Here is a 21495-nt window from a genome sequence, read left to right on the forward strand (position 1 = left end):
TCATGATACAGCTACGATTTTTTACTAAAGGAGATCTTTCTGAACTCAACTATGCTCTGGATGAAAACCAGTCTCGCTTTACGGCAAACGTTGAACAGGCATTGCACAATCTCGAACTAAGGGAAGATCATAAGGGATTTGCTGTGACCATCACCGAAGATGAAAAACCTGTAGGCTTTTTTGTGCTTGATTTTGGTGAAGATAAATTTGAACTGACAGATAATGAAAGTTCTGTTTTGGTACGATCATTATCTGTAAACCCTGAAATGCAGGGCAAAGGAATTGGAAAAGCAGCCATGCTGAAAGTTGACGACTTTGTAAGAGATAATTTCAGAAACTGCAACGAAATTGTACTGGCAGTCAACCAGAAAAATGAAGCGGCATACCATATCTATCTCAGTGTCGGATACGTTGATGAGGGCAAGACCAGAATAGGGCGGAGCGGACCGCAATATCTGATGTATAAAAAACTTTAATAAAATTTTAAAACCATAATTTCTTTACTGCTGATTTCTTTCCCTAACTTTGAGTAACATCAAATTCAAAATATGGAAGTATCACTTCATAACCAGGTTGCTGTAGTTACAGGAGCCTCCAGCGGAATAGGTTCCGGAATTGCAAAATCATTAGCCGCAGCAGGAGCAATAGTCATTGTCAACCATTCTTCTGAAAGATCTGTAGAAGAAGCAAAAGCTGTATTGAAAGAAATCACTGATGCCGGCGGAAGTGGAACAACCTATCAATGTGATGTTTCTAAGGAAGATCAGGTTGTTAAAATGTTTCAGGACATCGTTTTACAATTCGGGACAGTAGATATTTTGATCAATAACGCCGGAGTGCAGAAAGATGCAAAGTTCACAGAAATGACTTTAGACCAATGGAATACTGTCATTGGGATCAATCTTACAGGTCAGTTTTTATGTGCCAGAGAAGCGATCAAAGAATTTTTACGCCGGGGAATTGATCCTTCAAGGTCTGTAGCCTGCGGAAAAATTATTCATATCAGTTCTGTTCATGAGATTATACCATGGGCTGGGCACGCGAATTATGCTGCCAGCAAAGGAGCGATCAGGATGCTTATGCAGACTCTGGCTCAGGAATATGGTGCAGACAAAATCCGGGTTAATTCTATTTGTCCGGGTGCCATTCAAACCCCGATTAATAAAGATGCGTGGAGCACACCTCAGGCACTGAATTCACTTCTCAACCTTATTCCTTATAACAGGATCGGACAACCACAGGATATCGGTAACCTTGCAGCATTCTTAGCCAGTGATCTTGCGGATTATATTACAGGTACCAGCATTTTTGTGGATGGAGGAATGACCACTTTTGAAAGCTTTTCAACCGGAGGATAGTCCTGATATTCACAGTATCGTGTTTGTCGTTTAAAATTTAAATCTTACCATTGAAAACTTTGTCAGTCCGGAGGTTTTGTTCAATACAGCACTTATTACCTATTACTCATTACTCATAATTATCGTTTATGTCAGAAAAAGAAAGAATTTCAGATGTTTCATGGAAGAAGTGGGGCCCTTACGTAAGTAACCGTGAATGGGGCCTTGTACGTGAAGATTATAGTGAAAACGGAGATGCCTGGAATTACACCAATCATGATACGGCTGAAGCCAAAACATACCGATGGGGTGAGGAAGGAATATGCGGAATCTGTGATGACCTTCAAAAGCTAGTATTTTCGGTAGGATTCTGGAATAAAAAAGATAAAATGATGAAAGAGCGATTCTTTGGCCTTACCAACGGACAAGGAAATCATGGAGAAGATGTGAAAGAATATTTTTATTATCTGGATTCCACTCCCACGCACTCTTACATGAAGATGTTGTATAAATACCCTCAAAACTCTTTTCCTTACGAAGATCTGATAACAACCAACGGCAGAAGGGGCAAAGAGGAACCGGAATACGAACTTATTGACACAGGCATTTTTGATCACAATGAATATTTTGATATTTTTATTGAATATGCCAAAGAAAGTCAGAATGACATTTTAGTGAGGATAACGGTTGTTAATAAATCTGAAAATGAAGCTTCTCTGGTTCTGTTACCTACTATTTGGTTCAGAAATACATGGAACTGGGGCTACGATGATTATCAGCCACAGCTTTCCGGAGGAGAGGCGCGACGTATTAAAGTAAATTGTAAAGATCTTGACATAAAAAATCTGTATGCAAAACAATCTTTAAAAACGCTGTTCTGTAACAATGAAACGAATAACCACAGATTGTATCAGTCTGCTAATGTAAATGAATATTGTAAAGACGGTATCAATCAATTTATTCTTACAGGAAACTCTGCAACCGTTAATCCGGAAAACACCGGGACTAAAGCCGCATTCTTTATTGATGAAGATTTTAATGGTAATGAGTCAAAGACATTTGAATTCAGGATTACCGATAAAGATATAAGAGATCCTTTCAGCGATTTTACTACTGTTTTTGATGAAAGAACCAGAGAGGCCGACGAATTTTATGCGGAGATTCAGAAAGGTATAAAATCAGATGATGAGAAGCTTGTACAGCGGCAGGCATTTGCCGGTATGCTGTGGAATAAAATGTTTTATCATTATAATGTTGAAAAGTGGCTGAAAGGAGATCCTTCTCAAATGCCACCCCCAAAATCCCGTGAAAAAATAAGGAATTATGACTGGAAGCATCTTAATAACGAACATATTATTTCGATGCCTGATAAATGGGAATATCCCTGGTATGCCACATGGGATCTGGCATTTCATACCATCAGTTTCTCATTGATAGACCCGGATTTTGCCAAGCATCAGTTGAAACTGTTTCTGTTTGAATGGTATATGCATCCTAACGGCCAGCTCCCAGCTTACGAATGGGACTTAAGCGATGTTAATCCTCCGGTGCATGCCTGGGCCGTTTTCAGGGTATTCAAAATTGATGAATATTTAAGAGATAAGCCGGATCTGGAGTTTTTAGAAAGTGCTTTTCAGAAGCTGCTGATGAATTTTACCTGGTGGGTCAATAAAAAAGATGTCAACGGCAATAATATCTTCGAAGGCGGATTCCTGGGACTTGATAATATCGGTGTCTTTGACAGAAACGCTACGCTTCCCAATGGTGAGCAACTGGAACAGTCCGACGGAACAAGCTGGATGGCCATGTTTGCACTGAATATGATGAGGATAGCTTTGGAACTGGCTTTGTACAACAATGTATATGAAGAAATGGCGATGAAGTTCTTTGAGCATTTTCTTTCTATTGCCCATTCACTGGATAATATGGGGGATGAAAAATTCAGCCTGTGGGATGATGAAGATGAGTTCTTTTATGATGCTATTACCTCCAGTGACGGTACACATATGTACTTAAGGATGCGAACAATCGTAGGTCTTATTCCGATGTTTGCCGTTGAGGTGATCGATGATGAGATGATCGAGAATCTTCCCAATTTTAAGAAAAGAATGAAATGGGTGCTCGAGAATAAGCCGGAACTGGCGTCCCTTGTTTCAAGATGGGAAGTCAAAGGACAGGATTCCAAACATCTTTTGTCTCTGCTGCGGGGACATCGTTTGAAAAGGTTGTTAAGCAGAATGTTGGACCCCGATGAATTTTTAAGCGATTATGGTGTCAGAGCTCTTTCTAAAGAATATGAGAAAAACCCCTATACTTTAAATCTTAATGAAACAGATTATACGGTAAAATATACTCCTGCAGAAAGTGATAGCGGTCTTTTTGGAGGCAACAGCAATTGGCGCGGTCCTATCTGGTTTCCTATTAATTTTTTAATCATTGAAAGCCTGCAACGTTTTTTCTTTTATTATAGTCCTGATTTTTTGGTGGAATATCCCACCGGAAGTGGAAACTATTCCAATTTAGATCAGATTGCCAACTCATTAAACAAAAGGCTTTCTAAAATTTTCTTACAGGATGCAGAGGGCAAGCGGCCTGTTCATGGTCAGTATGAAAGATTTCAGACAGACCCGGACTTTAAAGATTATCTATTGTTTTATGAATATTTTCACGGGGACAACGGACGTGGGGTAGGAGCGTCGCATCAGACGGGCTGGACGGGGCTTATTGCAAAAATTCTGCAGCCTAGATTTTCCCAAAAAGAAATTGCAGAATCAGAGACTGAAATGCCGGAAGATACCGGTGAAAAGAAGTGATCCATCGCTTCCAACATTCACTGTTTTATCATGTTTTAATCAAAAATCTGCTGTATAATTTCCAGTGAGGCTGGTGTTTTAAAATCAGTGATATGGTAATGGTAATACACCAGAAGGCTATCCAAAAAGTCTTTTCTTAACCGACTATGAATTTTTGTGGCATATAAGTTATCGCTGCTGAGTGCTTGTTTCCATAGCATTGAAACTTCTTCGCTGAATAACTGATGAGACGGATAAGGTGAAAAAGTTCCGGTTTCAGGATCTAAAAAATGTCCGTCAGCCAATAAAGGCGCAACTCCCTGGATTTTTAAAACAGCGACCAGAAAAAGTAAATGAGCCTGGTAATTCTTGTTTGTCAATTCGCTGATAAACCTGTCAATTCCGGAATAAATACTGAGGTTTTTATTTTCATATTTAAGAATCTGATTCAAAAAATCTGAAATGAAAAAAATGACTGTATTGGTTTTTATGTCGGTATACATGTCATTATTTTTTACCAGTTCAAATTTTGATACGGACGCTATACCGTTGCCTCTTGCTGCGGATACAGAAAAACAGAGTTCATTCAGCGGTTGCAGCAGGGCTTTCTTTTTATTTTTTTTGGAATAAATTCCTTTTAAAAAATAGCTCTGAAAACCCTCTTCCTCAGTAAAACAATGCAGTACAGCATCATTTTCCCCATATTTAATAAATGAAAGTAAAAAACCGTTTTGCGAATTCATTAATTGACCACTCCTATTTTCGCTGTAGCTTTATCAGATCCATCTTCATTAGTCATCAGAACAAAGTAAATTCCAGAGGCCACTCTGTTTCCTTTCTGATTATTAAGATCCCATTCGTAATAGCCTCCTCTTGCTACAGCTGAATGCACTACATTTCCTGCAGCATCTACAATCCGTATATTGGTCTTTTCAGCAAGACCCTTAATAGTAACTTTTCCTTTGAAATTAGAATATACAACGGGGTTAGGATATACCATTACGTCGCCAAAATTAGACGTCACATCAGATACATCTCCCTGATAGGTCACAATTCCGCTATAGGTTGCAAAATATACTTTTCCTGTTTTTTTATCTACTTTAATGTCTGTCACACTGTTGGTTGGAAGTGGGGAGTTTTCTTTAGTGAAATGCTTAATGGTTTTCTGGCCGTCAGAAGATAGATAATAAACACCGCCTCCGTCGACAGATACCCATTTGTAATCACCACCGTCTACTTCAATCTGGAGGATATGAGAGTCTTTGAATAATTCTTCAGGAATACCATTTTGCTCGATGACCACAGCTTCCATTTTGGGTTTAGAAGATCTGATTTCTGATGCTGCATTAGACATTACCCTTAAGCCGCTGTCGGTACCGATCCATGCATCCCCGGATTTGTCAAAAGCAACAGATAGTGATCCGGCAGAACTGCTCGGGAGACCGTTGGGCTCACTAAGAATATAGTCCGAATCATCGGAAAGATTAGCTGCGTTTTTATAGTCGTATACCCAAAAGTTATTCGTCCTGGGTAGAGGAATCCATAGCATATTCTCGTAGAATATGGGTTTTTGTACACCTGTACTTGTGAAAACAATCTTTTTTAAAACGAAATCATCCGTAGCCTTGTCATATATTCCTATCGCCGGATTTCCATCATTATCAAATCCGATAGAAGCGAAAATATTATTTTGTGGATCAGTTGCAAGGCCGGTTGCACGCCTTAAATAAGGCTGAGCTCCCAAGTTATAATATTTTACCAACTCAAAATCTTTATTGGTAGCGTTGTATTTCATTCTGTATACACCCTGATCCCGCATGGCATAATTGGTGAAAAACACTTCATTATTATTGAGCGGGTTGAGTATGGCATCCAGTACATTGATATTTTCCCTGGGATTATTGATAAAGAAGGAAGAATATATCCATTCTGTACCGTTAAAGTAATAAAACCCCGGCTTTTTAGAATTGTATGCAGGGTAATTATATGTTTCGGTCCTTGCTCCGGTAGAGACAAGAATCTGGTTGTTGTCATACAGATTTATTTTGTATGCATAATTATAAAATGGTCCTGATGGTTTATAGGTAGTATTTCCCTCATCTTTTATTCCGGAAAGTACAGTTCCTCCGAATACTTTTCCACCCGCCATCAGTGCCGTATTACATTCCTCACCGAGACTGACGGCATTTAAAGAAACACCATTGGTACCATATGTGTAAATCCTGTTGTCGGTAACTACAATATTGTTGGGAGTGATGACCACATCCTTGATATCGCTAAAACTTGTTGGAAGTTGAGTAGGAGTACCATTATTATAAAGATATGCAGTAGTAGCATTTGAAAAAACAATATCAGATTCAGAATCTATATGCTTGAATGCACCCGGAATTTCTGTAGTCCATGTGGTGTATACGGGGAAGGTCGTATTCATTTCATGGCTTTTTAATCCTGAATTTGTAACTGTATACACTTTATTTCCAAATATCACTGCTTCATTGCTGGCCTGATAAACACCGGATTGCATGAAAAAAGCAGAATCTCCGAATTCTTTCTTTTTCAAATTAAATAATGAAAGACCATAGCCGACAGAAATTACAGCCTGATCTCCGGTAATCGAAATATGATTGATTTTTTTACTTCCGTTGTAACCGGTAGCAATAGGAATATCAACGATATATTTGATTTCCTGTGGTGTAATAACGTCCATGGAACCATTATCATAGCCTATAACAGCTGTTTTGGTCTGCGGATTATAATCAAAAGCAGTGATTCCGATATTGTGAAGGCCGTTCGCTTTAGATAACTTCGTAATTTCTCCTGTAGATATAGTATAATAGAATATTCCACTTTCTGTTGCGGCAATTATTTTTCCATTGTCTTCTTTCATAGCAATGACATTGTTGTAGGAAAAAAGATCTGCCCACTTTTTTGAGGAAATCACCTGCGCTTTTGTAAGTTGCAGAGCGGCTAAAATACCAAGAGAAATTATATAAAGTTTTTTCATATTATGCGATTATACTGCTGTCTATTGCCTGGTTGTTCCAGGAGATATGTTTTACATTTTTGTTTGTATCAAAATAAAAATCTATCCTGCCTAAAAGAAGGCCTGCCCATCCCACTTGATTGACAAGAACATTTTTCCCCTGTCTGTTGGTGAAAGTTTGAGGTTCCGGTAGAAAGGTATGGGTGTGACCCCCTAAGATGATATCAATATTCTCTGTATTGGCAGCCAAAATTTTATCACTGATCTTATCAGGTTCTTCCTTGTAATCATAACCGATATGTGAAAGGCAGATCACTAGATCACATTTTTCTTCGTTTTTCAGGAAGTTGGAATAGTGCTGGGCTACATCAATAGGGTTTGAATATACTGTTTCTCCATATTGCTTCTTGCCTACGAGACCATCCAGCTGAATTCCCAGTCCGAAAATTCCTACTTTGATACCGTTTTTATTAAAAATCTTGTAAGGAGAAGTTTTCCCGTCCAGAATGGTATTCTTAAAATCATAATTGGAACAGATAAAAGGAAATTTTGCATTGGGAAGAACTTTCAGAAATCCCTCCAATCCGTTATCAAAATCGTGATTTCCCATCGTAGAAGCATCATACTTCATCATCGACATTAATTTGAATTCCAGTTCTCCTCCAAAAAAGTTGAAGTAAGGGGTGCCCTGGAAAATATCTCCTGAATCAAGGAGCAATACATTGCTCTCCTGATTTCTGATTTGCTGAATTAGGCTTGCCCTTCTGGCAAAACCTCCCTGGTTGGGATTTTTGGTATAGCTGGCATCAAAAGGTTCTATCCTGCTATGCTGATCGTTGGTATGAAGAATCGTCAGTTTATGGGTAGATTTTAAGTCAAGAACTTTGAATTCTTCCGCCATCATCATATTCGGAGCCAGAGCCATTGCCAAAGATCCACCACCTATTGCTTTTAAAAAACTTTTTCTATCCATTACTTTTTACCAATAAAATTTAAACGAACGTCTGTAGCAGGAACAATTTCAGGATTTTTTTTGAAACATTCAATATATAAATCTCTGAGTTTAACTCCCGTTGGGATTGCTTCTCCTTTTGAGAAAAACTTCATATTATCACCACCCAGAGCAAGATAGTCTGAAGTGGCAATATAATAGTCTTTGTTGGGGTCAACTAGTTTTCCGTTAATTAAAGATTGGGATAATTGTCCGTTTTTTGTTTCAATATAAAGGTGAGAAACAGGGTTGTTTACCTGTGTTTTTGCATAATATTCAAAAAGTCCCGGTAAATCTGCTCCCTTCATCTTGACAATGATCAGTTCATTTTCAAAAGGCATTACCTCAAAAACATTTTTCAGCATAATGTCACCTTTTCCAATTGTGGTACGAATACCTCCTATATTGATCAACGCTGCATCTACATTTTGCTTGAGATGAGTTTTTGCCCACTGATCGCCTCCTTCAAGGGTATAGTCTGCTAAAAGATTACCCAGATTGCTGTTATCACCCTGTTTTGTAAGATCAACATTGGTATGGGAGATTTTTTGATTCATCTCTCTGTCCAGTTTTTGCTTGTAGGGTTCGATAAACTTTACAAATTCCTCATCATTCTTTAGCTCATTATTAATAGAAATATTTTTCTGGGTCTTTACATTCACAAGTTGCGGCGTAGAGGCCGTTTTGCATGCTGTAAGAGATGCCAGAGCAATTCCTAGTAACAAGAATTTATTTTTCATAATATCTTTTAGTATATGCAAATATAACTATATGTATAATAAAACATTATTATTTATAACAAATTCTTGACGTAAATGATTAAATTTGGCAAAAATAATTCGAACAGATGAGCATTTTAAAAGGAGTAGGTGTTGCATTGGTGACACCCTTTAATGAAGATTTATCCGTTGATTTCGATAGTTTAACAAAGCTTGTTGAATATAATATCGACAACGGTACCAATTATTTGGTAGTATTGGGAACTACGGCAGAAGCCGCAACGCTTTCTGATGATGAAAAGAAACAGGTAATTGAGCATATCATTAAGGTGAATAATAAACGTCTTCCTCTTGTATTGGGAATTGGCGGAAACAATACCCTTGAAGTCAAGAAACAGATCGAAGAAGCGGATCTTTCTGCATTTGAAGCAGTGCTTTCTGTATCACCTTACTACAATAAACCTAATCAGGAAGGTCTTTATCAGCATTATAAAGCTTTAGCATCCACAGGGAAGAATATTATTATCTATAATGTTCCGTCAAGAACAGGGCAGAATGTTGAAGCAGATACAACGATACGTCTTGCAAAAGAATTCCCGAATTTATTCATGATCAAGGAAGCTTCACCCAATATTCTGCAGTATTTTGATATCTTGAGAAAGAAGCCTGAAGGATTCTCTCTTGTATCAGGAGATGATGAATATACTCTTCCTGTGACGTTAGCAGGAGGTGATGGTGTGATTTCCGTGATCGGACAAGGATATCCGAAGGAGTTTTCTACGATGGTACAGCTGGCTTTTGAGGGAAAGGTGAAAGAAGCTTACGAAATTCATAATAAACTGGTAGAAATTACCCGTTTAATTTTTGCAGAAGGAAACCCTTGCGGTATTAAAGTCGTATTGGCTGAAAAAGGTATTATTAAAAATTATCTTAGACTTCCGTTGGTTCCTGCTTCGGAAGGGCTATACGCGAAAATTAAAGCAGAAATGGCAAATATTTAGTCAATGATTTGTTTCTGGTAAATTTTTTACTGTAATTTTAATGTTTATCAGTATTCTTAAATTCGAAAGACTAAACAAAATATCATAAAGTGAGAAGCTCCGGCTTTTCACTTTTTTTAATCATAATAATACCGACTTATGAAATTAATACAAGCAACACTGGAAAATATTCCTTTAATTCAGGACCTGGCACGACGCTCTTGGGAAAATGCCTATGCGGATATACTTTCTGCAGAACAAATGGAATACATGCTATCCGAAATGTATTCTGAAACGGAAATAGCAAGCCATTTTCAAAATCCTGATTATCATTATTATCTGATTTTTGATGAAAACAACGGATCATATGAAGGCTTTATCGGCTACCAGCATCATTACGAAGATAAAACGACCAAATTGCATCGTATTTACCTGACTCCGGAAAGTAAGGGAAAAGGTTTTGGAAAAGAAGCTCTTCAGTTTATAAATGGGCAGGTGTCTGAAAACGGAAACAGCAGAATTATTTTAAATGTTAATAAGCATAATGTAGCCAGGAAGTTCTATGAATCGCAGGGATACAGGGTCTATGACGAGGGTGTGTTCGATATTGGAAACGGTTTTGTAATGGATGATTTTCTGATGGAATTTCTAATTCACGATTAATTGACTTAAAATTTTGTAACTTTCACCTGTAATTCTATAACGGGTGATTTCTTTTTTTAAGTCATCTTTGCTTCAGAACCAAATCACTTATAATACAATACATTCATATGCTTGGTTTTGAGCTTTTTTAGCTTTTTATCAGTATATTTTTTTCATCCTTAGTGTTTAAATTCCTGTATTCAAGAATACAGGAGTTTTTTTTTCTATAAAATATGTTAAAAAATATAATCCTATTTCACATTCAATTGAAATAAATTATTATATTTACTAAAAAATTGGCTTACTTATTACTAGGATGAAAATGTACGTAAAATTTGACTTCAATGCTCTTTGTAAAAAGGTATTGGAGGAAAAACTTAGAGAGCATGGGCTAAAGTACCGGCTACTGAACTTCGGTGAGGTAGAGTTTTACGAACCCATTACTCAGGAGCAGCATAATCTTTTTAAGAAAAATCTTGGAGATTATGGGATCGAGATCATTGAAAGCCAAAAAACGGCTTTAGTGCAGAAAATAAAAGATGCTATTGTAGAACTTGTTTTTTCAGATGAGATTATTCCTGTAAAAGCGTCTATTTATATTTCCGAAAAACTGAATCACAGCTATGGATACCTTTCCAATCTGTTTTCAGAGGTCGCTTACACATCTATTGAGAATTTTATTATTCTGCAAAAAATTGAGCATGCGAAAGCTCTCATTATAAGAAATAAGCAGAGTCTCACTGAGATTGCTCATAAGCTGAACTATTCCAGTGTCGCTCACCTGAGTACACAATTTAAAAATACCACAGGGATTACTCCCTCCCAGTTTCAAAAGATCATAGGAAAAAGAAGAAGGGCCCAGACTACGGTAATAAATCCTAAAATGCAGTATGAATAAAGAATTTCTGAACGTAATAGTAGCAGATAGCGATGAAAATACTTTAACCTTTTTTAAAAATATATTCAAAGAACAGAAGATATCTATAAAAATTCAAAGCTTCAACAACGGAAAAAATATGATGAAGTATCTGAATCATGAAGATGCAGTGGTTCCTGAAATTGTTTTTATTCAGTATGCAATTCCTGAGATAGATAGTATGGAATGTATTGCAGAATTTAAATCACATTCAAAGTTCAATAATATGGTGACTGTTATATTTTCCGACCAGATTTCAGAACATGAGATTGAAGATATTTTTGTGGCGGGCACCAATATTTACATGAGAAAACCGGAAGATTTCAAGAGTTTAAAGAAAGTTCTTTCAGATATTATCAGTATCAATTGGCAGTACCACACTTCAGGATTGAATAAAGATCATTTTATCCTGAAAATATGATGAATACAAGATTTAAAAGCTCTGGTTTTTGTTAAAAATAGACTTATATTTCATGCATACTATTCACACAAAAGTGAAAATTTTATAACTAATAGTTGAAATCATATAAAAAAAATATCAATTAATATTCTGACATTTGTAATCATAAAATAATTACACAAATTTAACCATATACGAAAATACGGATGAATGAAAAGGAAATTGTTTCTAAAAACAAAAAAATATATAAATCACGATGTTAGCTAACAAAATGAATTATACTCATTTCCAATTTTAAAGCATAGAAGATCTTTAAACAAAACGGTACAATCATGAAAACTTAAGAGTGTTGGAGATATTTTTTATTCGTTTCATTCCCTCATCTTCAACCTCGACACAGTTAGTTTTTATAATAAGCAAGTTGGAAAAATAATTCATTTTGTTTTTTATAATTTATTTTAATAGTTGATGGTTTTGAGCCTATTCAAATAGTAGATACATATTTTCACACCACATCACAAAATATTAAGCCTAAACTATTAAAATAAATTTTTTCGAAGACTAAAAGTAATTTCTTCTAAATAACAGTTTTATAAGGGGACCGCAGGAAATTTTTTTTCTGCGGTTTTTTTATGAAATCTTACTCCACTTATTCTTCCCTTTATAATTTCTGAGATAATAATTTTTCATGACAAGATTGTCTGGCCTTACCAGTAACGGATCTGCTTCCAGTATTTTCTCCACCGTATTTTTCGTAGTCTTAATAATGGCAGAATCTTTTACCAGGTCCAGTCTTTTGAAATCTACCACACCACTTTGTTGTGTTCCCAGAATATCTCCGGGCCCGCGAAGCTGCATGTCAACTTCAGAGATTTTGAATCCGTCATTGGTCTCTGTCATGGTACGGATACGGGTTCTGCTTTCTTTGCTCAGCTTATCCGAGGTCATCAGAATGCAGTAGCTCTGCTCTGCACCTCTTCCTACACGGCCCCTGAGCTGATGAAGCTGAGAAAGACCAAATCTTTCCGAACTTTCTATAACCATTACGGAAGCATTAGGTACATTGACACCTACTTCAATAACCGTTGTTGCAACCATGATTTCAGCTTTCCCTGAAGCAAAATACGCCATAGCAGCATCTTTTTCATCGGGTTTCATTTTCCCGTGCAGCATCGTTACATTATAGTCTGAAAAATAATCCATGACATGCTCAAGACCTTCCATGAGATTCTTGTAATCTAACGTCTCGGATTCCTCAATAAGAGGATATACAAAATAAATCTGTCTGCCTTTTTTAATTTCATCTTTACAGAAATTATATACATACGATCTGTCTTTCTCCCGTCTGTGAGCAGTGATAATGGGTTTTCTTCCTACAGGCATTTCATCAATAACCGATACATCAAGGTCGGAATAGAAACTCATTGCCAGAGTTCTTGGAATAGGAGTAGCCGTCATCACCAGGATATGAGGTGGAATTTTGTTTTTGGCCCAAAGCTTAGCGCGTTGTGCCACACCAAACCTGTGTTGCTCGTCAATGATGGCCAGCCCAAGGTTTTTAAACTTAACCTTATCTTCCAAAACAGCGTGAGTTCCCACTAAAATAGAAAGGCTTCCATTTTCCAGTTCTTCATGAATAATTCTTCTTTCTGCCGCCTTTGTGGATCCGGTTAAAAGGCGAATATTAACTTCCGTATTTTCAAGCAATTCCTTTATGCCATTATAGTGCTGCTGCGCAAGGATTTCTGTAGGCGCCATAAGGCAGCTTTGAAATCCATTATCCATGGCAATAAGCATTGTCAGCAAAGCCACCATTGTTTTCCCGGAACCCACATCACCTTGCAGGAGCCTGTTCATCTGGATAGGTTTTTTCATATCCATACGAATTTCCTTTAAGACTCTTTTTTGCGCATTGGTGAGTTCAAAGGGCAGATGATTTTCATAAAAACCATTGAAATGATCTCCTATAATAGGAAAGGGATTACCCAATGACTGCGTTTTATGATGGAGCTTTTTTAAGCCATATCCGAGCTGAAAAAAGAAGGACTCTTCAAACTTTAATCTGAAATCTGCTTTTTCAAAATGTTCCATATCCTTTGGGAAATGTACATTCAGAAAGGCATGCTGTCTTGAGATGAATTTAAAAGTTTTCACCATGTATTCCGGAAAGTTTTCTTCAATCAGATTAGGAATTTCTTTGCATATATTTCTTAATGCATTCTGGAAGAACCTCTGGCTTAATCCTCTTTTGGTTAATTTTTCGGAGCTCGGGTAAATCGGTTTCAGGCGATTATCACTTTCTTTATTTTCTTCAGCTTCAATCTCCGGGTGGGGCATAGAAAACTGACGGTTAAAAACATTGATTTTTCCAAAGATATACACCTCACGGTTGATGGGAAGCTGTTCTTTCAGCCATTTTGAATACTGGAACCATACCAGATCCATGCTACCGGTGTCATCATTAAATTTTGCAGAAAGTCTCTTGGTTTTTCCGGTTTGAATTTCCTGTACCTGGGTGATTTTTCCTTTCAGCTGTATTTCAACACTGGTTTCCTCGTGAAGCTGGGAGATTTTATAGACTTTGCTTTTATCCAGATACCGGATAGGGTAGAAGTTCAACATATCTTCTACGGTGGATAGGCCCAACACACTTTTTATGAGTTTGGCTCTTTCCGGACCTATTCCTTTTACATATTCTATGGAGGTTTCTAAAGTCATTTTTTTAAAAGATCCGCGATTCCGGACCTGTATTTTTTGAATGGAAAAACAAAGGTCCGAATTTCGGGAAAATAAAAAAGACTTCCAAAAAAATGGAAGTCTGATTTTTTATAAGGTAATCGGAAGTTCGAGTGTTAGTCTTTTATTTTGGATTTAAATTTCTTCTGGTAATCTTCCCATTGCTCCCGGGTTTTGATTTTTTTAAATACATCTTTTGAGATCAGTTCAAGGTAGGGTTCCAGCTCTTTGGCCGACAATTCTCCCTGAAGGATGGTGATGGGATCTCCGTGTTCATCCAAAAAAACAGTGCTTGGAACAGCTCCTACATTCATGTATTGGGTAAATTCATGTAATGAATTTCTGCCTTTATGCTCAGTACCATGGTTGGAAAAAGTTCTTCCAAAGATTTCAAATGATTTTTTTTCTTCTGCATTAAATTTTACAGGATAATAATTTTCATTTAAGATCTGAGCAATAATGGGATGTCCGTACGTTTTTTTATCCATTATTTTACATGGGCCACACCAATCTGCATAGAAGTCAATAAGGATTTTCTTCGGACTTACTTTTTGTGCTTTTAAAGCTTCGTCTATAGTCATCCATTTTACCTGGGCAAAAGTAAAATTTAATAAAAATAAGAGTGTTATGCTTAAAATTTTCTTCATAATTTGATATTTGCGTAAAAATAAGCATAATTACTTATTTTTTTATTTTACATCCTGCATTAATTTTTTCACGAGTGATGAAAGCAATATTAATACCACTCCGGCAATTAAAGCGTAAATACCCAGTGTTTTATATCCATCTGTATAAGCCAGAAGTTTACTCATATTGGTATTGCCTGTATTGGATTCAGAGAAACTGGCTCCGATCTTTCCTGCGGCAAACTGCCCGAATGCACTTGCTAAAAACCATAATCCCATCATCATTCCAAACATCTTTTTCGGAGATAGTTTAGTGATAATAGACATACCTATCGGACCTAAACAAAGTTCCCCGAAAGTAATGACAAGCCATGTGAAAGTAAATAAGTTAAGAGAAGACTTTCCGTCTGCTCCTGCAAAATATCTTAAACTATAGAATAAGAAAAACCCGGCGGCCAGAAATAAAAAACCGATTCCGAACTTGTTAATTGTATTAGGTTCAAGTTTCTTTTTGTTTAAACCAACCCATGCTAAGCCGATAAGAGGGCTGAAGATGATGATAAAAAATGAATTGGCACTATTGTTAATCACATTTGGATCCATCCCAAATCCCAGCAAATTGTGCACAAGGTTATCTTTTGCAAACAAAGATAAAGACCCGCCACTCTGTTCATATATAGAATTGAAAACAAAATACATGAAAATAAATATAAAGGCAGCGATCAGTTTCTTCTGATAAGGAGTTGTTTGCTTTAAGGTTTCTATAATGAAATAGCCTACAGCCGCTACACCGATTAAGTACATGAAATAATCTGTAAAGCTTGTATTTTTAACCATGACAAAAATAAGGGGCATACTTAATAATGCACCAATATAGACCAACACTTCACGTAATGTTCTCTTTGATTTAGGAATAAATTGCAACGGAGAATCACCGATAGGACCTAATGTCTTTCTGGTAGCAAAAAATGTAATAAGTCCTAAAACCATTACAATGGCAGCTGCAAGGAAGCACCAAGACCACGAATGGTATTTTCCGAGATAAACACAGAGAGCGCCTCCTAAAAGTCCGCCAATATTGATTCCTGCGTAGAAAAGCCCATATCCGGCATCTCTTCTCGGGTCATCCTCTTTGTAAAGTTCGCCTACCATAGAAGAAATATTCGGTTTGAAAAACCCGGTACCTATAATGGAACAGGTAATTCCGAAATAAAAGAAATCGTGTGGAGAAAGAGCGATAATCAGATTACCGACAGCCATAATAAGTCCTCCAAAAACGAGAGATTTTTTAAAACCTAAGATTTTATCAGCAAAAATCCCTCCTATGAAAGTAAAGGCGTAAATGAAAGCCTGTATGGCTCCATATTGTAAATTGGCTTTGTCTTCCAATAATCCTAATTGGTCTACCATAAAAATAGTAAGGACACCACGCATTCCATAAAAACAGAAACGTTCCCACATTTCAATGGTGAATAAGGTCCAAAGTTGTTTTGGATACTTGCCTTTAAAGTCTTGTATTTCTTCTAGAGTTAAGCTCATAGCGCTATATGATTAAGTTTTAGTTAAGGGGTTTTATTTTCCTGATCCAGTTCAAAACGAATTCTGTCCTGATCAATAAGTTGTTTTAATTCTTCTTCTTTTGGGAGATACAGCAGGTATTTGCTGGCGAATAAATTGTTTTTATCATTGAGTACGGAATATTTTACGATTGTTTCATCTTTTTCAGAACAGAGTAAAATTCCGATAGTGGGATTATCTCCTTCACCACGTTTCATATCATCATACATTCTTACGTACATATCAATTTGCCCGATGTCCTGGTGAGACAGTTCGCCAGTTTTCAGGTCGATGATTACAAAACATTTTAGGATGTAATTATAAAAAACCAGATCGATATAAAAGTCTGAGGTATCAGTAGAGATATGTTGTTGCCTGGCAACAAAAGCGAATCCTTTTCCAAATTCCAGTAAAAACTTTTGAATATGGTCGATGATGGCGGTTTCAATTTCTTTTTCTGAAAACTGTTCATCAACTTTTAAACCGAGAAATTCAAAAATATAAGGATCTTTTAAAACACTGTGGATACTTTCAGTTGAAGTTTTTTTATGTTTTAAAACTCTTTCGTAGGCAAGTGAACTGATCTGTCTTTTTAAATCTCTTACATTCCAGTTATTTTGTACAGCTTCATTGAGATAATATTCTCTCTTGGATTTATCATCCTGACTTGAAAGCAGTCGGTAGTGCGACCAGCTCAATTGTTGAGACAATGTGTCAACAATTGGGAAAGCGGTATAAAACTTACGCATATTGGAAAGATTTGTGTAATCAAAACCTTTTCCAAACTCCAGAGTCAGTTTTTGTGAAAGATTCTTTAAGGTGTATTTTCCATATTCCGCACGTTCTTTTCCTTGCTGCTCATTTTCAACAATCAGTTTTCCGATTTGCCAATAGGTAAGCAATAGCGTAGAATTCGCTATCCGAAAAACTTTTTCGCGCGATTGCCTAACAATTTCCTTTACGGACTGGAATAAAGAATCTTCGGAAATTTCCATCATACGAAAATAAAAAAAACCTCTGACTTAGCAGAGGTTTTATTCATATTTTGTTAATGCTGCTAGTTGACACCGTGCATCATTTTCTTTAAGATCGGCGACAGTAGACCTAAGATTACTGAAGCAATACCACAAAGTACCACAAACACCATGAAGAATTCAAATAAGTTATGAATCTCAAATCCTACAAAACTAGGGTTGTGTAACGGTAGCTGTGCTTTTTCAAATGCTGCAATCTGATCAGCATTTAAAGTAATTTTTTTATCTAAAACATCCTGTAAGTTAACTCCGATTTCCTGAGCTTTCTTAAATTTATCACCTGTTGCAGGGATAAGTGCTCCTAATGAACCTGCCAATGCGTATCCGGCAGCATTAGAGATGAAGAAAACACCGTATAGCAATGAAGCAAATCTTTTTGGAGCCAGTTTACCTACCAGCGAAAGCCCGATTGGTGATAAACAAAGCTCACCACAAGTCTGGATGAAATATAAAAGCATCAACCATTTGATTGCCAATAAACCGGAGTTTCCTAGATCTTTTACATTATGTGCAATGATGAAATAAGAAAGAGCAATTAATGCAAGCCCCATCGCTTGTTTGAATGGAGATACCGGCTCTTTTCCTTTTGCTCTAAGCTTATCCCAACATAAACTGAAAGGAACCGCTAGTAGAACTACAAAAATTCCGTTAAATATCTGAACCATTGATGGTGGCATATTCCATCCAAAAATATTTCTGTCTGTCTGGTTATCTGCAATAAACGTTAATGAAGAACCTGCCTGTTCGAAAGCTGCCCAGAAAAAGATGATGAAAAAAGAAACGATATAAATGACCCAAATTCTTTGTCTTTCTACCTTGTTTTCAGCTGAAGACATAATTAAGAAAGCTAATGAAATACCTGCTGCATAGATGAAAGGATAGATAATCCCTTTAATCATCTGTCCCATTTCCACAGAGTTGAATCCGAGTTCTCCTACCAATAAATATCTGAATACAAAGAAGAGAACAACGAAAATTGCTATCGTAGCTCCCAGGAAAGCACCCGAAAATTTTGCTGTCTGAGATTCTCCTTCTTCAAAATCTGCAGTGGTATTGTTCTTTGGTAATCCGCCGATAGGCCTTCCTTCAGGAGTTACTACATATTTATTTTTAAGAATGAAGAATGTAACTGTTCCGATTACCATCGCAATGGAAGCTGCCAAGAACCCCCATTTGAAAGCAAAAATATCTCTTACACCGGTCGTAGCATCCTTTACGTCTCCTACATAAGGACAGATAAACTGGCCAAGGAATGCCCCGATGTTGATCCCCATATAGAAAATAGTGAATGCAGAATCCAGCTTAGATTTTTCTTGTTTTGGATATAGACTTCCCACCATTGAGGAAATATTCGGTTTGAAAAATCCATTACCAAAGATGATAACAAATAAAGCCAGCCACATAATCAGTTTAGCACTTCCGATATCCGCAGAGAAAGTAGATGCACTGATAAATAATAAAAACTGTCCGATGGCCATTAGGGATCCTCCCACAATAATGGCAAATCTGTTTCCGATATATTTATCGGCAATAAATCCTCCCAAAAGCGGAGTAAGATAACATAAAGCTAAAAATCCACCATAGATGATTGCAGCATCTGCTTCTTTTATTAATAAGGAATTTACCATAAAGAGCGTTAAAAGTGCTCTCATTCCATAAAAGTTGAAACGCTCCCACATTTCCGTTCCGAAAAGAACCCATAATCCCTTTGGATGTCTGGAATTCTTATTCTCCACAAATTCATCCGGTTTCGGACTTAATGCTTCAATATTATCCATTTCTATTGTTAATTTTTGTTAAGACTGACAAATATAGTTTATTTTGGGTTTTTGGCAAGTTTTTAATTTTATTTTTAAATAAAAAAGCTGCGGAACCGGTCCGCAGCTTGATATTTGTTATAGATATAAAGGATTAATGTCCTTTTTCTTTCATGATTTTATTTAATCTTTTTAACATAGAAAGGCCTAATAGCGTAGCAAATATTAACAAACCGAAATTTACAAGAAAATAATTCGTCTTGTTTTCATAGCTGTACCACGTACTGGCAAGGATTCCTGAAAGTTTGTTTCCTACAGAGTTGGCCAGAAAAAAACCACCCATCATCAATGCTGTAATTCTGGCTGGTGAAAGCTTTGAAACAAAGGAAAGTCCCATTGGTGAAAGGCATAATTCGCCGATAGTAATTACCCCGTAGCTGGCAACAAGCCATAAAGGAGAAACTTTTACCGATCCATTATCTCCGGCCATTACAGCAAGAACCATTACCAGGCATGATAAGCCTGAAATAAATAACCCCAGAACAATCTTCGTAGGAGTTAAAGGCTCTTTTCCTTTTCTTCTCAGCAATGCCCAGAACCCGACGATCACCGGAGTCAGTGCGATTACCCAGAATGGATTAATAGACTGGAAAAGTTCTGTATTGTATAAGTATACTTTATTTTCAGGGTTCTTTTCTAAGACAGCACGTTGTTCCGGAGATATATTTTTAAAATAAACATCTTTGCCTGTTTCTTTTTTAGTATCACCATTTTCATCCTTCTGAGATCTGAACTGATTATCGTAAACCGGAGTTTCTTTGTCTTCATAGCTCTTGCCATCCACCATATAGATACCTTCTAATGGTTTTTCCAGGGAAGCAGGAACACTTCTGTCGGTGTAATAATTTGCCCATCTTGTCAGTGCAGTACCATTTTGTTTGAATACAGCCCAGAAGAACATACTGATCAAAAAGACAGACAACAATGCTCCGATTGAAGCTTTTTCCTCAGGTTTAGCCTTGAAATAAAGGGAAGCATAAAAGTAAATAACAGGAATACAGGCGAAAATAAAAGCGTCAGTACTGTCACTTCCAAAAATATTGTTCGGAATAAACCAGCCGATTGCTCCTGCTGCAATAGCGGGAACAAATACTTTGATAAGGATCTCTGAAAGCTTAGTATCTCCTTCCTGTACCGGCTTCATCTGAGCGGCGTGGAGATAATGTTTTCTACCGATGGTAAAAATAACCATACCGATCAGCATTCCTACTCCGGCAGTAATGAAAGCTTCACCCCAACCGAATTTATTACGCATGAATGCTGCAATAATATTACAGATAAACGCTCCGATATTGATTCCCATGTAAAAAATATTATATCCGGAATCTTTGTTGGCTTTATAAGGTTCTTCAGAATATAGATTTCCCAGAAGGGTTGAGATAGTAGGCTTAAAGAAACCATTTCCGATAATAATTAATGCTAAAGAAGTATAAAATAAAGGTAGATCTTTGAAAACTCCCATTCCGATATATCCTGCAGCCATTAAAAAACCACCCAGATAGATCGATTTTATATATCCTAAAACCCTGTCTGCCAAGAAACCTCCAATAAAAGGAGTAAGATAAGTCAATGCAATATAAGTCCCGAAAATGTCATCGGCGGTTTTATCCGGTAATCCAAGGCCTCCTTTCATACCGGCAGGCTCGATAACATACAAAACAAAGATTCCAAGAATCAGGTAATACCCGAAACGCTCCCACATTTCTGTAAAAAAGAGAAAAGGCAGCCCTTTAGGATGTTTAGTCTTCATATAATCAATTTTCAAATTTCCCAAAATTAGGTTTTTAATTTTAATTGATAAAATAAATAATCATTGAGTAAACGATTAATGAAATAAATATAAAATTTTAAGCTTAAAAAGATAATTCACTGTATTAAATTAACCTGTACAAATAGTGTACATATTGCAAATAAGGGTATATGCAGCATAAATGCAAGTTTATTTCTCTTTGATGTGATATTTGT

Annotated in this window: 17 protein-coding genes; 7 read left to right on the top strand and 10 right to left on the bottom strand. The window is 36.7% G+C overall.

The window, feature by feature from the left end; genetic code table 11:
* The first annotated feature begins 2 nt into the window (after positions 1 to 2).
* The 3 genes from M030_RS0111300 (at position 3) to M030_RS0111310 (ending at position 4150) form a co-directional block, all read left to right on the top strand.
* A complete protein-coding gene (locus M030_RS0111300) occupies positions 3 to 476 on the top strand; it encodes a GNAT family N-acetyltransferase (protein ID WP_027373598.1) in 474 nt (157 codons plus the stop codon).
* A 72-nt stretch (positions 477 to 548) separates the two neighbouring features.
* On the top strand, positions 549 to 1358 hold the full coding sequence (locus M030_RS0111305) for a glucose 1-dehydrogenase (protein WP_027373599.1): 810 nt from the start codon (positions 549 to 551) through the stop codon (positions 1356 to 1358).
* Positions 1359 to 1486: 128 nt separating this feature from the next.
* On the top strand, positions 1487 to 4150 hold the full coding sequence (locus tag M030_RS0111310) for an MGH1-like glycoside hydrolase domain-containing protein (RefSeq protein ID WP_027373600.1): 2664 nt from the start codon (positions 1487 to 1489) through the stop codon (positions 4148 to 4150).
* A 35-nt stretch (positions 4151 to 4185) separates the two neighbouring features.
* Here the strand turns inward: M030_RS0111310 and recO are convergent, their stop codons facing one another.
* Genes recO through M030_RS0111330 form a run of 4 tightly spaced genes read right to left on the bottom strand, consistent with a single transcriptional unit; the run spans position 4186 to position 8843 of the window.
* Positions 4186 to 4872, bottom strand: coding sequence for a DNA repair protein RecO (gene recO, locus M030_RS0111315; protein WP_027373601.1), 687 nt, complete (start codon positions 4870 to 4872; stop codon positions 4186 to 4188).
* Positions 4872 to 7133 carry a T9SS type A sorting domain-containing protein gene (locus M030_RS0111320; protein WP_027373602.1) on the bottom strand — a complete coding sequence of 754 codons (2262 nt, stop codon included), beginning with the start codon at positions 7131 to 7133 and terminating at the stop codon, positions 4872 to 4874. The genes recO and M030_RS0111320 overlap by 1 nt, the downstream gene beginning before the upstream one ends.
* Position 7134: 1 nt before the next feature.
* A complete protein-coding gene (locus M030_RS0111325) occupies positions 7135 to 8085 on the bottom strand; it encodes a bifunctional metallophosphatase/5'-nucleotidase (protein WP_027373603.1) in 951 nt (316 codons plus the stop codon).
* Positions 8085 to 8843, bottom strand: coding sequence for a 5'-nucleotidase C-terminal domain-containing protein (locus tag M030_RS0111330; protein WP_027373604.1), 759 nt, complete (start codon positions 8841 to 8843; stop codon positions 8085 to 8087). Before M030_RS0111330 ends, M030_RS0111325 begins: the two co-directional genes overlap by 1 nt.
* Before the next feature lie 107 nt (positions 8844 to 8950).
* Here M030_RS0111330 and dapA point away from each other — a divergent pair, with 107 nt between their 5' ends.
* The 4 genes from dapA (at position 8951) to M030_RS0111350 (ending at position 11781) form a co-directional block, all read left to right on the top strand.
* Positions 8951 to 9823, top strand: coding sequence for a 4-hydroxy-tetrahydrodipicolinate synthase (dapA, locus tag M030_RS0111335; protein WP_027373605.1), 873 nt, complete (start codon positions 8951 to 8953; stop codon positions 9821 to 9823).
* A 138-nt stretch (positions 9824 to 9961) separates the two neighbouring features.
* Positions 9962 to 10465: a GNAT family N-acetyltransferase gene (locus M030_RS0111340; protein ID WP_027373606.1), complete on the top strand. Its 504-nt coding sequence runs from the start codon at positions 9962 to 9964 to the stop codon at positions 10463 to 10465.
* A gap of 295 nt (positions 10466 to 10760) precedes the next feature.
* On the top strand, positions 10761 to 11342 hold the full coding sequence (locus tag M030_RS0111345; RefSeq protein WP_027373607.1) for a helix-turn-helix domain-containing protein: 582 nt from the start codon (positions 10761 to 10763) through the stop codon (positions 11340 to 11342).
* A complete protein-coding gene (locus M030_RS0111350) occupies positions 11335 to 11781 on the top strand; it encodes a response regulator (RefSeq protein ID WP_027373608.1) in 447 nt (148 codons plus the stop codon). The genes M030_RS0111345 and M030_RS0111350 overlap by 8 nt, the downstream gene beginning before the upstream one ends.
* A gap of 609 nt (positions 11782 to 12390) precedes the next feature.
* On the opposite strand, the gene recG is transcribed toward M030_RS0111350, so the two are convergent.
* The 6 genes from recG to M030_RS0111385 all read right to left on the bottom strand — a co-directional run bounded on the left by recG (position 12391) and on the right by M030_RS0111385 (position 21280).
* On the bottom strand, positions 12391 to 14511 hold the full coding sequence (recG, locus tag M030_RS0111355; protein ID WP_262483295.1) for an ATP-dependent DNA helicase RecG: 2121 nt from the start codon (positions 14509 to 14511) through the stop codon (positions 12391 to 12393).
* Between the two features lie 101 nt (positions 14512 to 14612).
* The gene (locus M030_RS0111365; protein ID WP_027373610.1) at positions 14613 to 15143 is read right to left on the bottom strand and encodes a thioredoxin family protein; all 531 of its coding nucleotides are present in this window, start codon (positions 15141 to 15143) and stop codon (positions 14613 to 14615) included.
* Positions 15144 to 15185: 42 nt separating this feature from the next.
* Positions 15186 to 16661 (bottom strand): peptide MFS transporter, encoded by a 1476-nt coding sequence (locus M030_RS0111370; RefSeq protein ID WP_027373611.1) that lies wholly within the window; start codon positions 16659 to 16661, stop codon positions 15186 to 15188.
* A 23-nt stretch (positions 16662 to 16684) separates the two neighbouring features.
* Positions 16685 to 17677, bottom strand: coding sequence for a YhcG family protein (locus M030_RS0111375; protein WP_027373612.1), 993 nt, complete (start codon positions 17675 to 17677; stop codon positions 16685 to 16687).
* A 59-nt stretch (positions 17678 to 17736) separates the two neighbouring features.
* Entirely contained in the window at positions 17737 to 19491 is a 1755-nt protein-coding gene (locus tag M030_RS0111380) for a peptide MFS transporter (RefSeq protein ID WP_034722473.1), read from the bottom strand.
* A 133-nt stretch (positions 19492 to 19624) separates the two neighbouring features.
* Positions 19625 to 21280 (bottom strand): peptide MFS transporter, encoded by a 1656-nt coding sequence (locus M030_RS0111385; RefSeq protein WP_027373614.1) that lies wholly within the window; start codon positions 21278 to 21280, stop codon positions 19625 to 19627.
* Positions 21281 to 21495: the final 215 nt, after the last annotated feature.

It is taken from the genome of Chryseobacterium sp. UNC8MFCol (genome assembly GCF_000482305.1).
GTDB classification, from domain to species: Bacteria; Bacteroidota; Bacteroidia; order Flavobacteriales; family Weeksellaceae; genus Chryseobacterium; species Chryseobacterium indologenes.

Excerpts from the sequence above, each read along its gene's own strand:
- M030_RS0111300 (WP_027373598.1), top strand. The coding sequence starts at position 3 with ATGATACAGCTACGATTTTTTACTAAAGGAGATCTTTCTGAACTCAAC.
- M030_RS0111305 (WP_027373599.1), top strand. The coding sequence starts at position 549 with ATGGAAGTATCACTTCATAACCAGGTTGCTGTAGTTACAGGAGCCTCC.
- M030_RS0111310 (WP_027373600.1), top strand. The coding sequence starts at position 1,487 with ATGTCAGAAAAAGAAAGAATTTCAGATGTTTCATGGAAGAAGTGGGGC.
- recO (WP_027373601.1), bottom strand. The coding sequence starts at position 4,872 with ATGAATTCGCAAAACGGTTTTTTACTTTCATTTATTAAATATGGGGAA.
- M030_RS0111320 (WP_027373602.1), bottom strand. The coding sequence starts at position 7,133 with ATGAAAAAACTTTATATAATTTCTCTTGGTATTTTAGCCGCTCTGCAA.
- M030_RS0111325 (WP_027373603.1), bottom strand. The coding sequence starts at position 8,085 with ATGGATAGAAAAAGTTTTTTAAAAGCAATAGGTGGTGGATCTTTGGCA.
- M030_RS0111330 (WP_027373604.1), bottom strand. The coding sequence starts at position 8,843 with ATGAAAAATAAATTCTTGTTACTAGGAATTGCTCTGGCATCTCTTACA.
- dapA (WP_027373605.1), top strand. The coding sequence starts at position 8,951 with ATGAGCATTTTAAAAGGAGTAGGTGTTGCATTGGTGACACCCTTTAAT.
- M030_RS0111340 (WP_027373606.1), top strand. The coding sequence starts at position 9,962 with ATGAAATTAATACAAGCAACACTGGAAAATATTCCTTTAATTCAGGAC.
- M030_RS0111345 (WP_027373607.1), top strand. The coding sequence starts at position 10,761 with ATGAAAATGTACGTAAAATTTGACTTCAATGCTCTTTGTAAAAAGGTA.
- M030_RS0111350 (WP_027373608.1), top strand. The coding sequence starts at position 11,335 with ATGAATAAAGAATTTCTGAACGTAATAGTAGCAGATAGCGATGAAAAT.
- M030_RS0111365 (WP_027373610.1), bottom strand. The coding sequence starts at position 15,143 with ATGAAGAAAATTTTAAGCATAACACTCTTATTTTTATTAAATTTTACT.
- M030_RS0111370 (WP_027373611.1), bottom strand. The coding sequence starts at position 16,661 with ATGAGCTTAACTCTAGAAGAAATACAAGACTTTAAAGGCAAGTATCCA.
- M030_RS0111375 (WP_027373612.1), bottom strand. The coding sequence starts at position 17,677 with ATGATGGAAATTTCCGAAGATTCTTTATTCCAGTCCGTAAAGGAAATT.
- M030_RS0111380 (WP_034722473.1), bottom strand. The coding sequence starts at position 19,491 with ATGGATAATATTGAAGCATTAAGTCCGAAACCGGATGAATTTGTGGAG.
- M030_RS0111385 (WP_027373614.1), bottom strand. The coding sequence starts at position 21,280 with ATGAAGACTAAACATCCTAAAGGGCTGCCTTTTCTCTTTTTTACAGAA.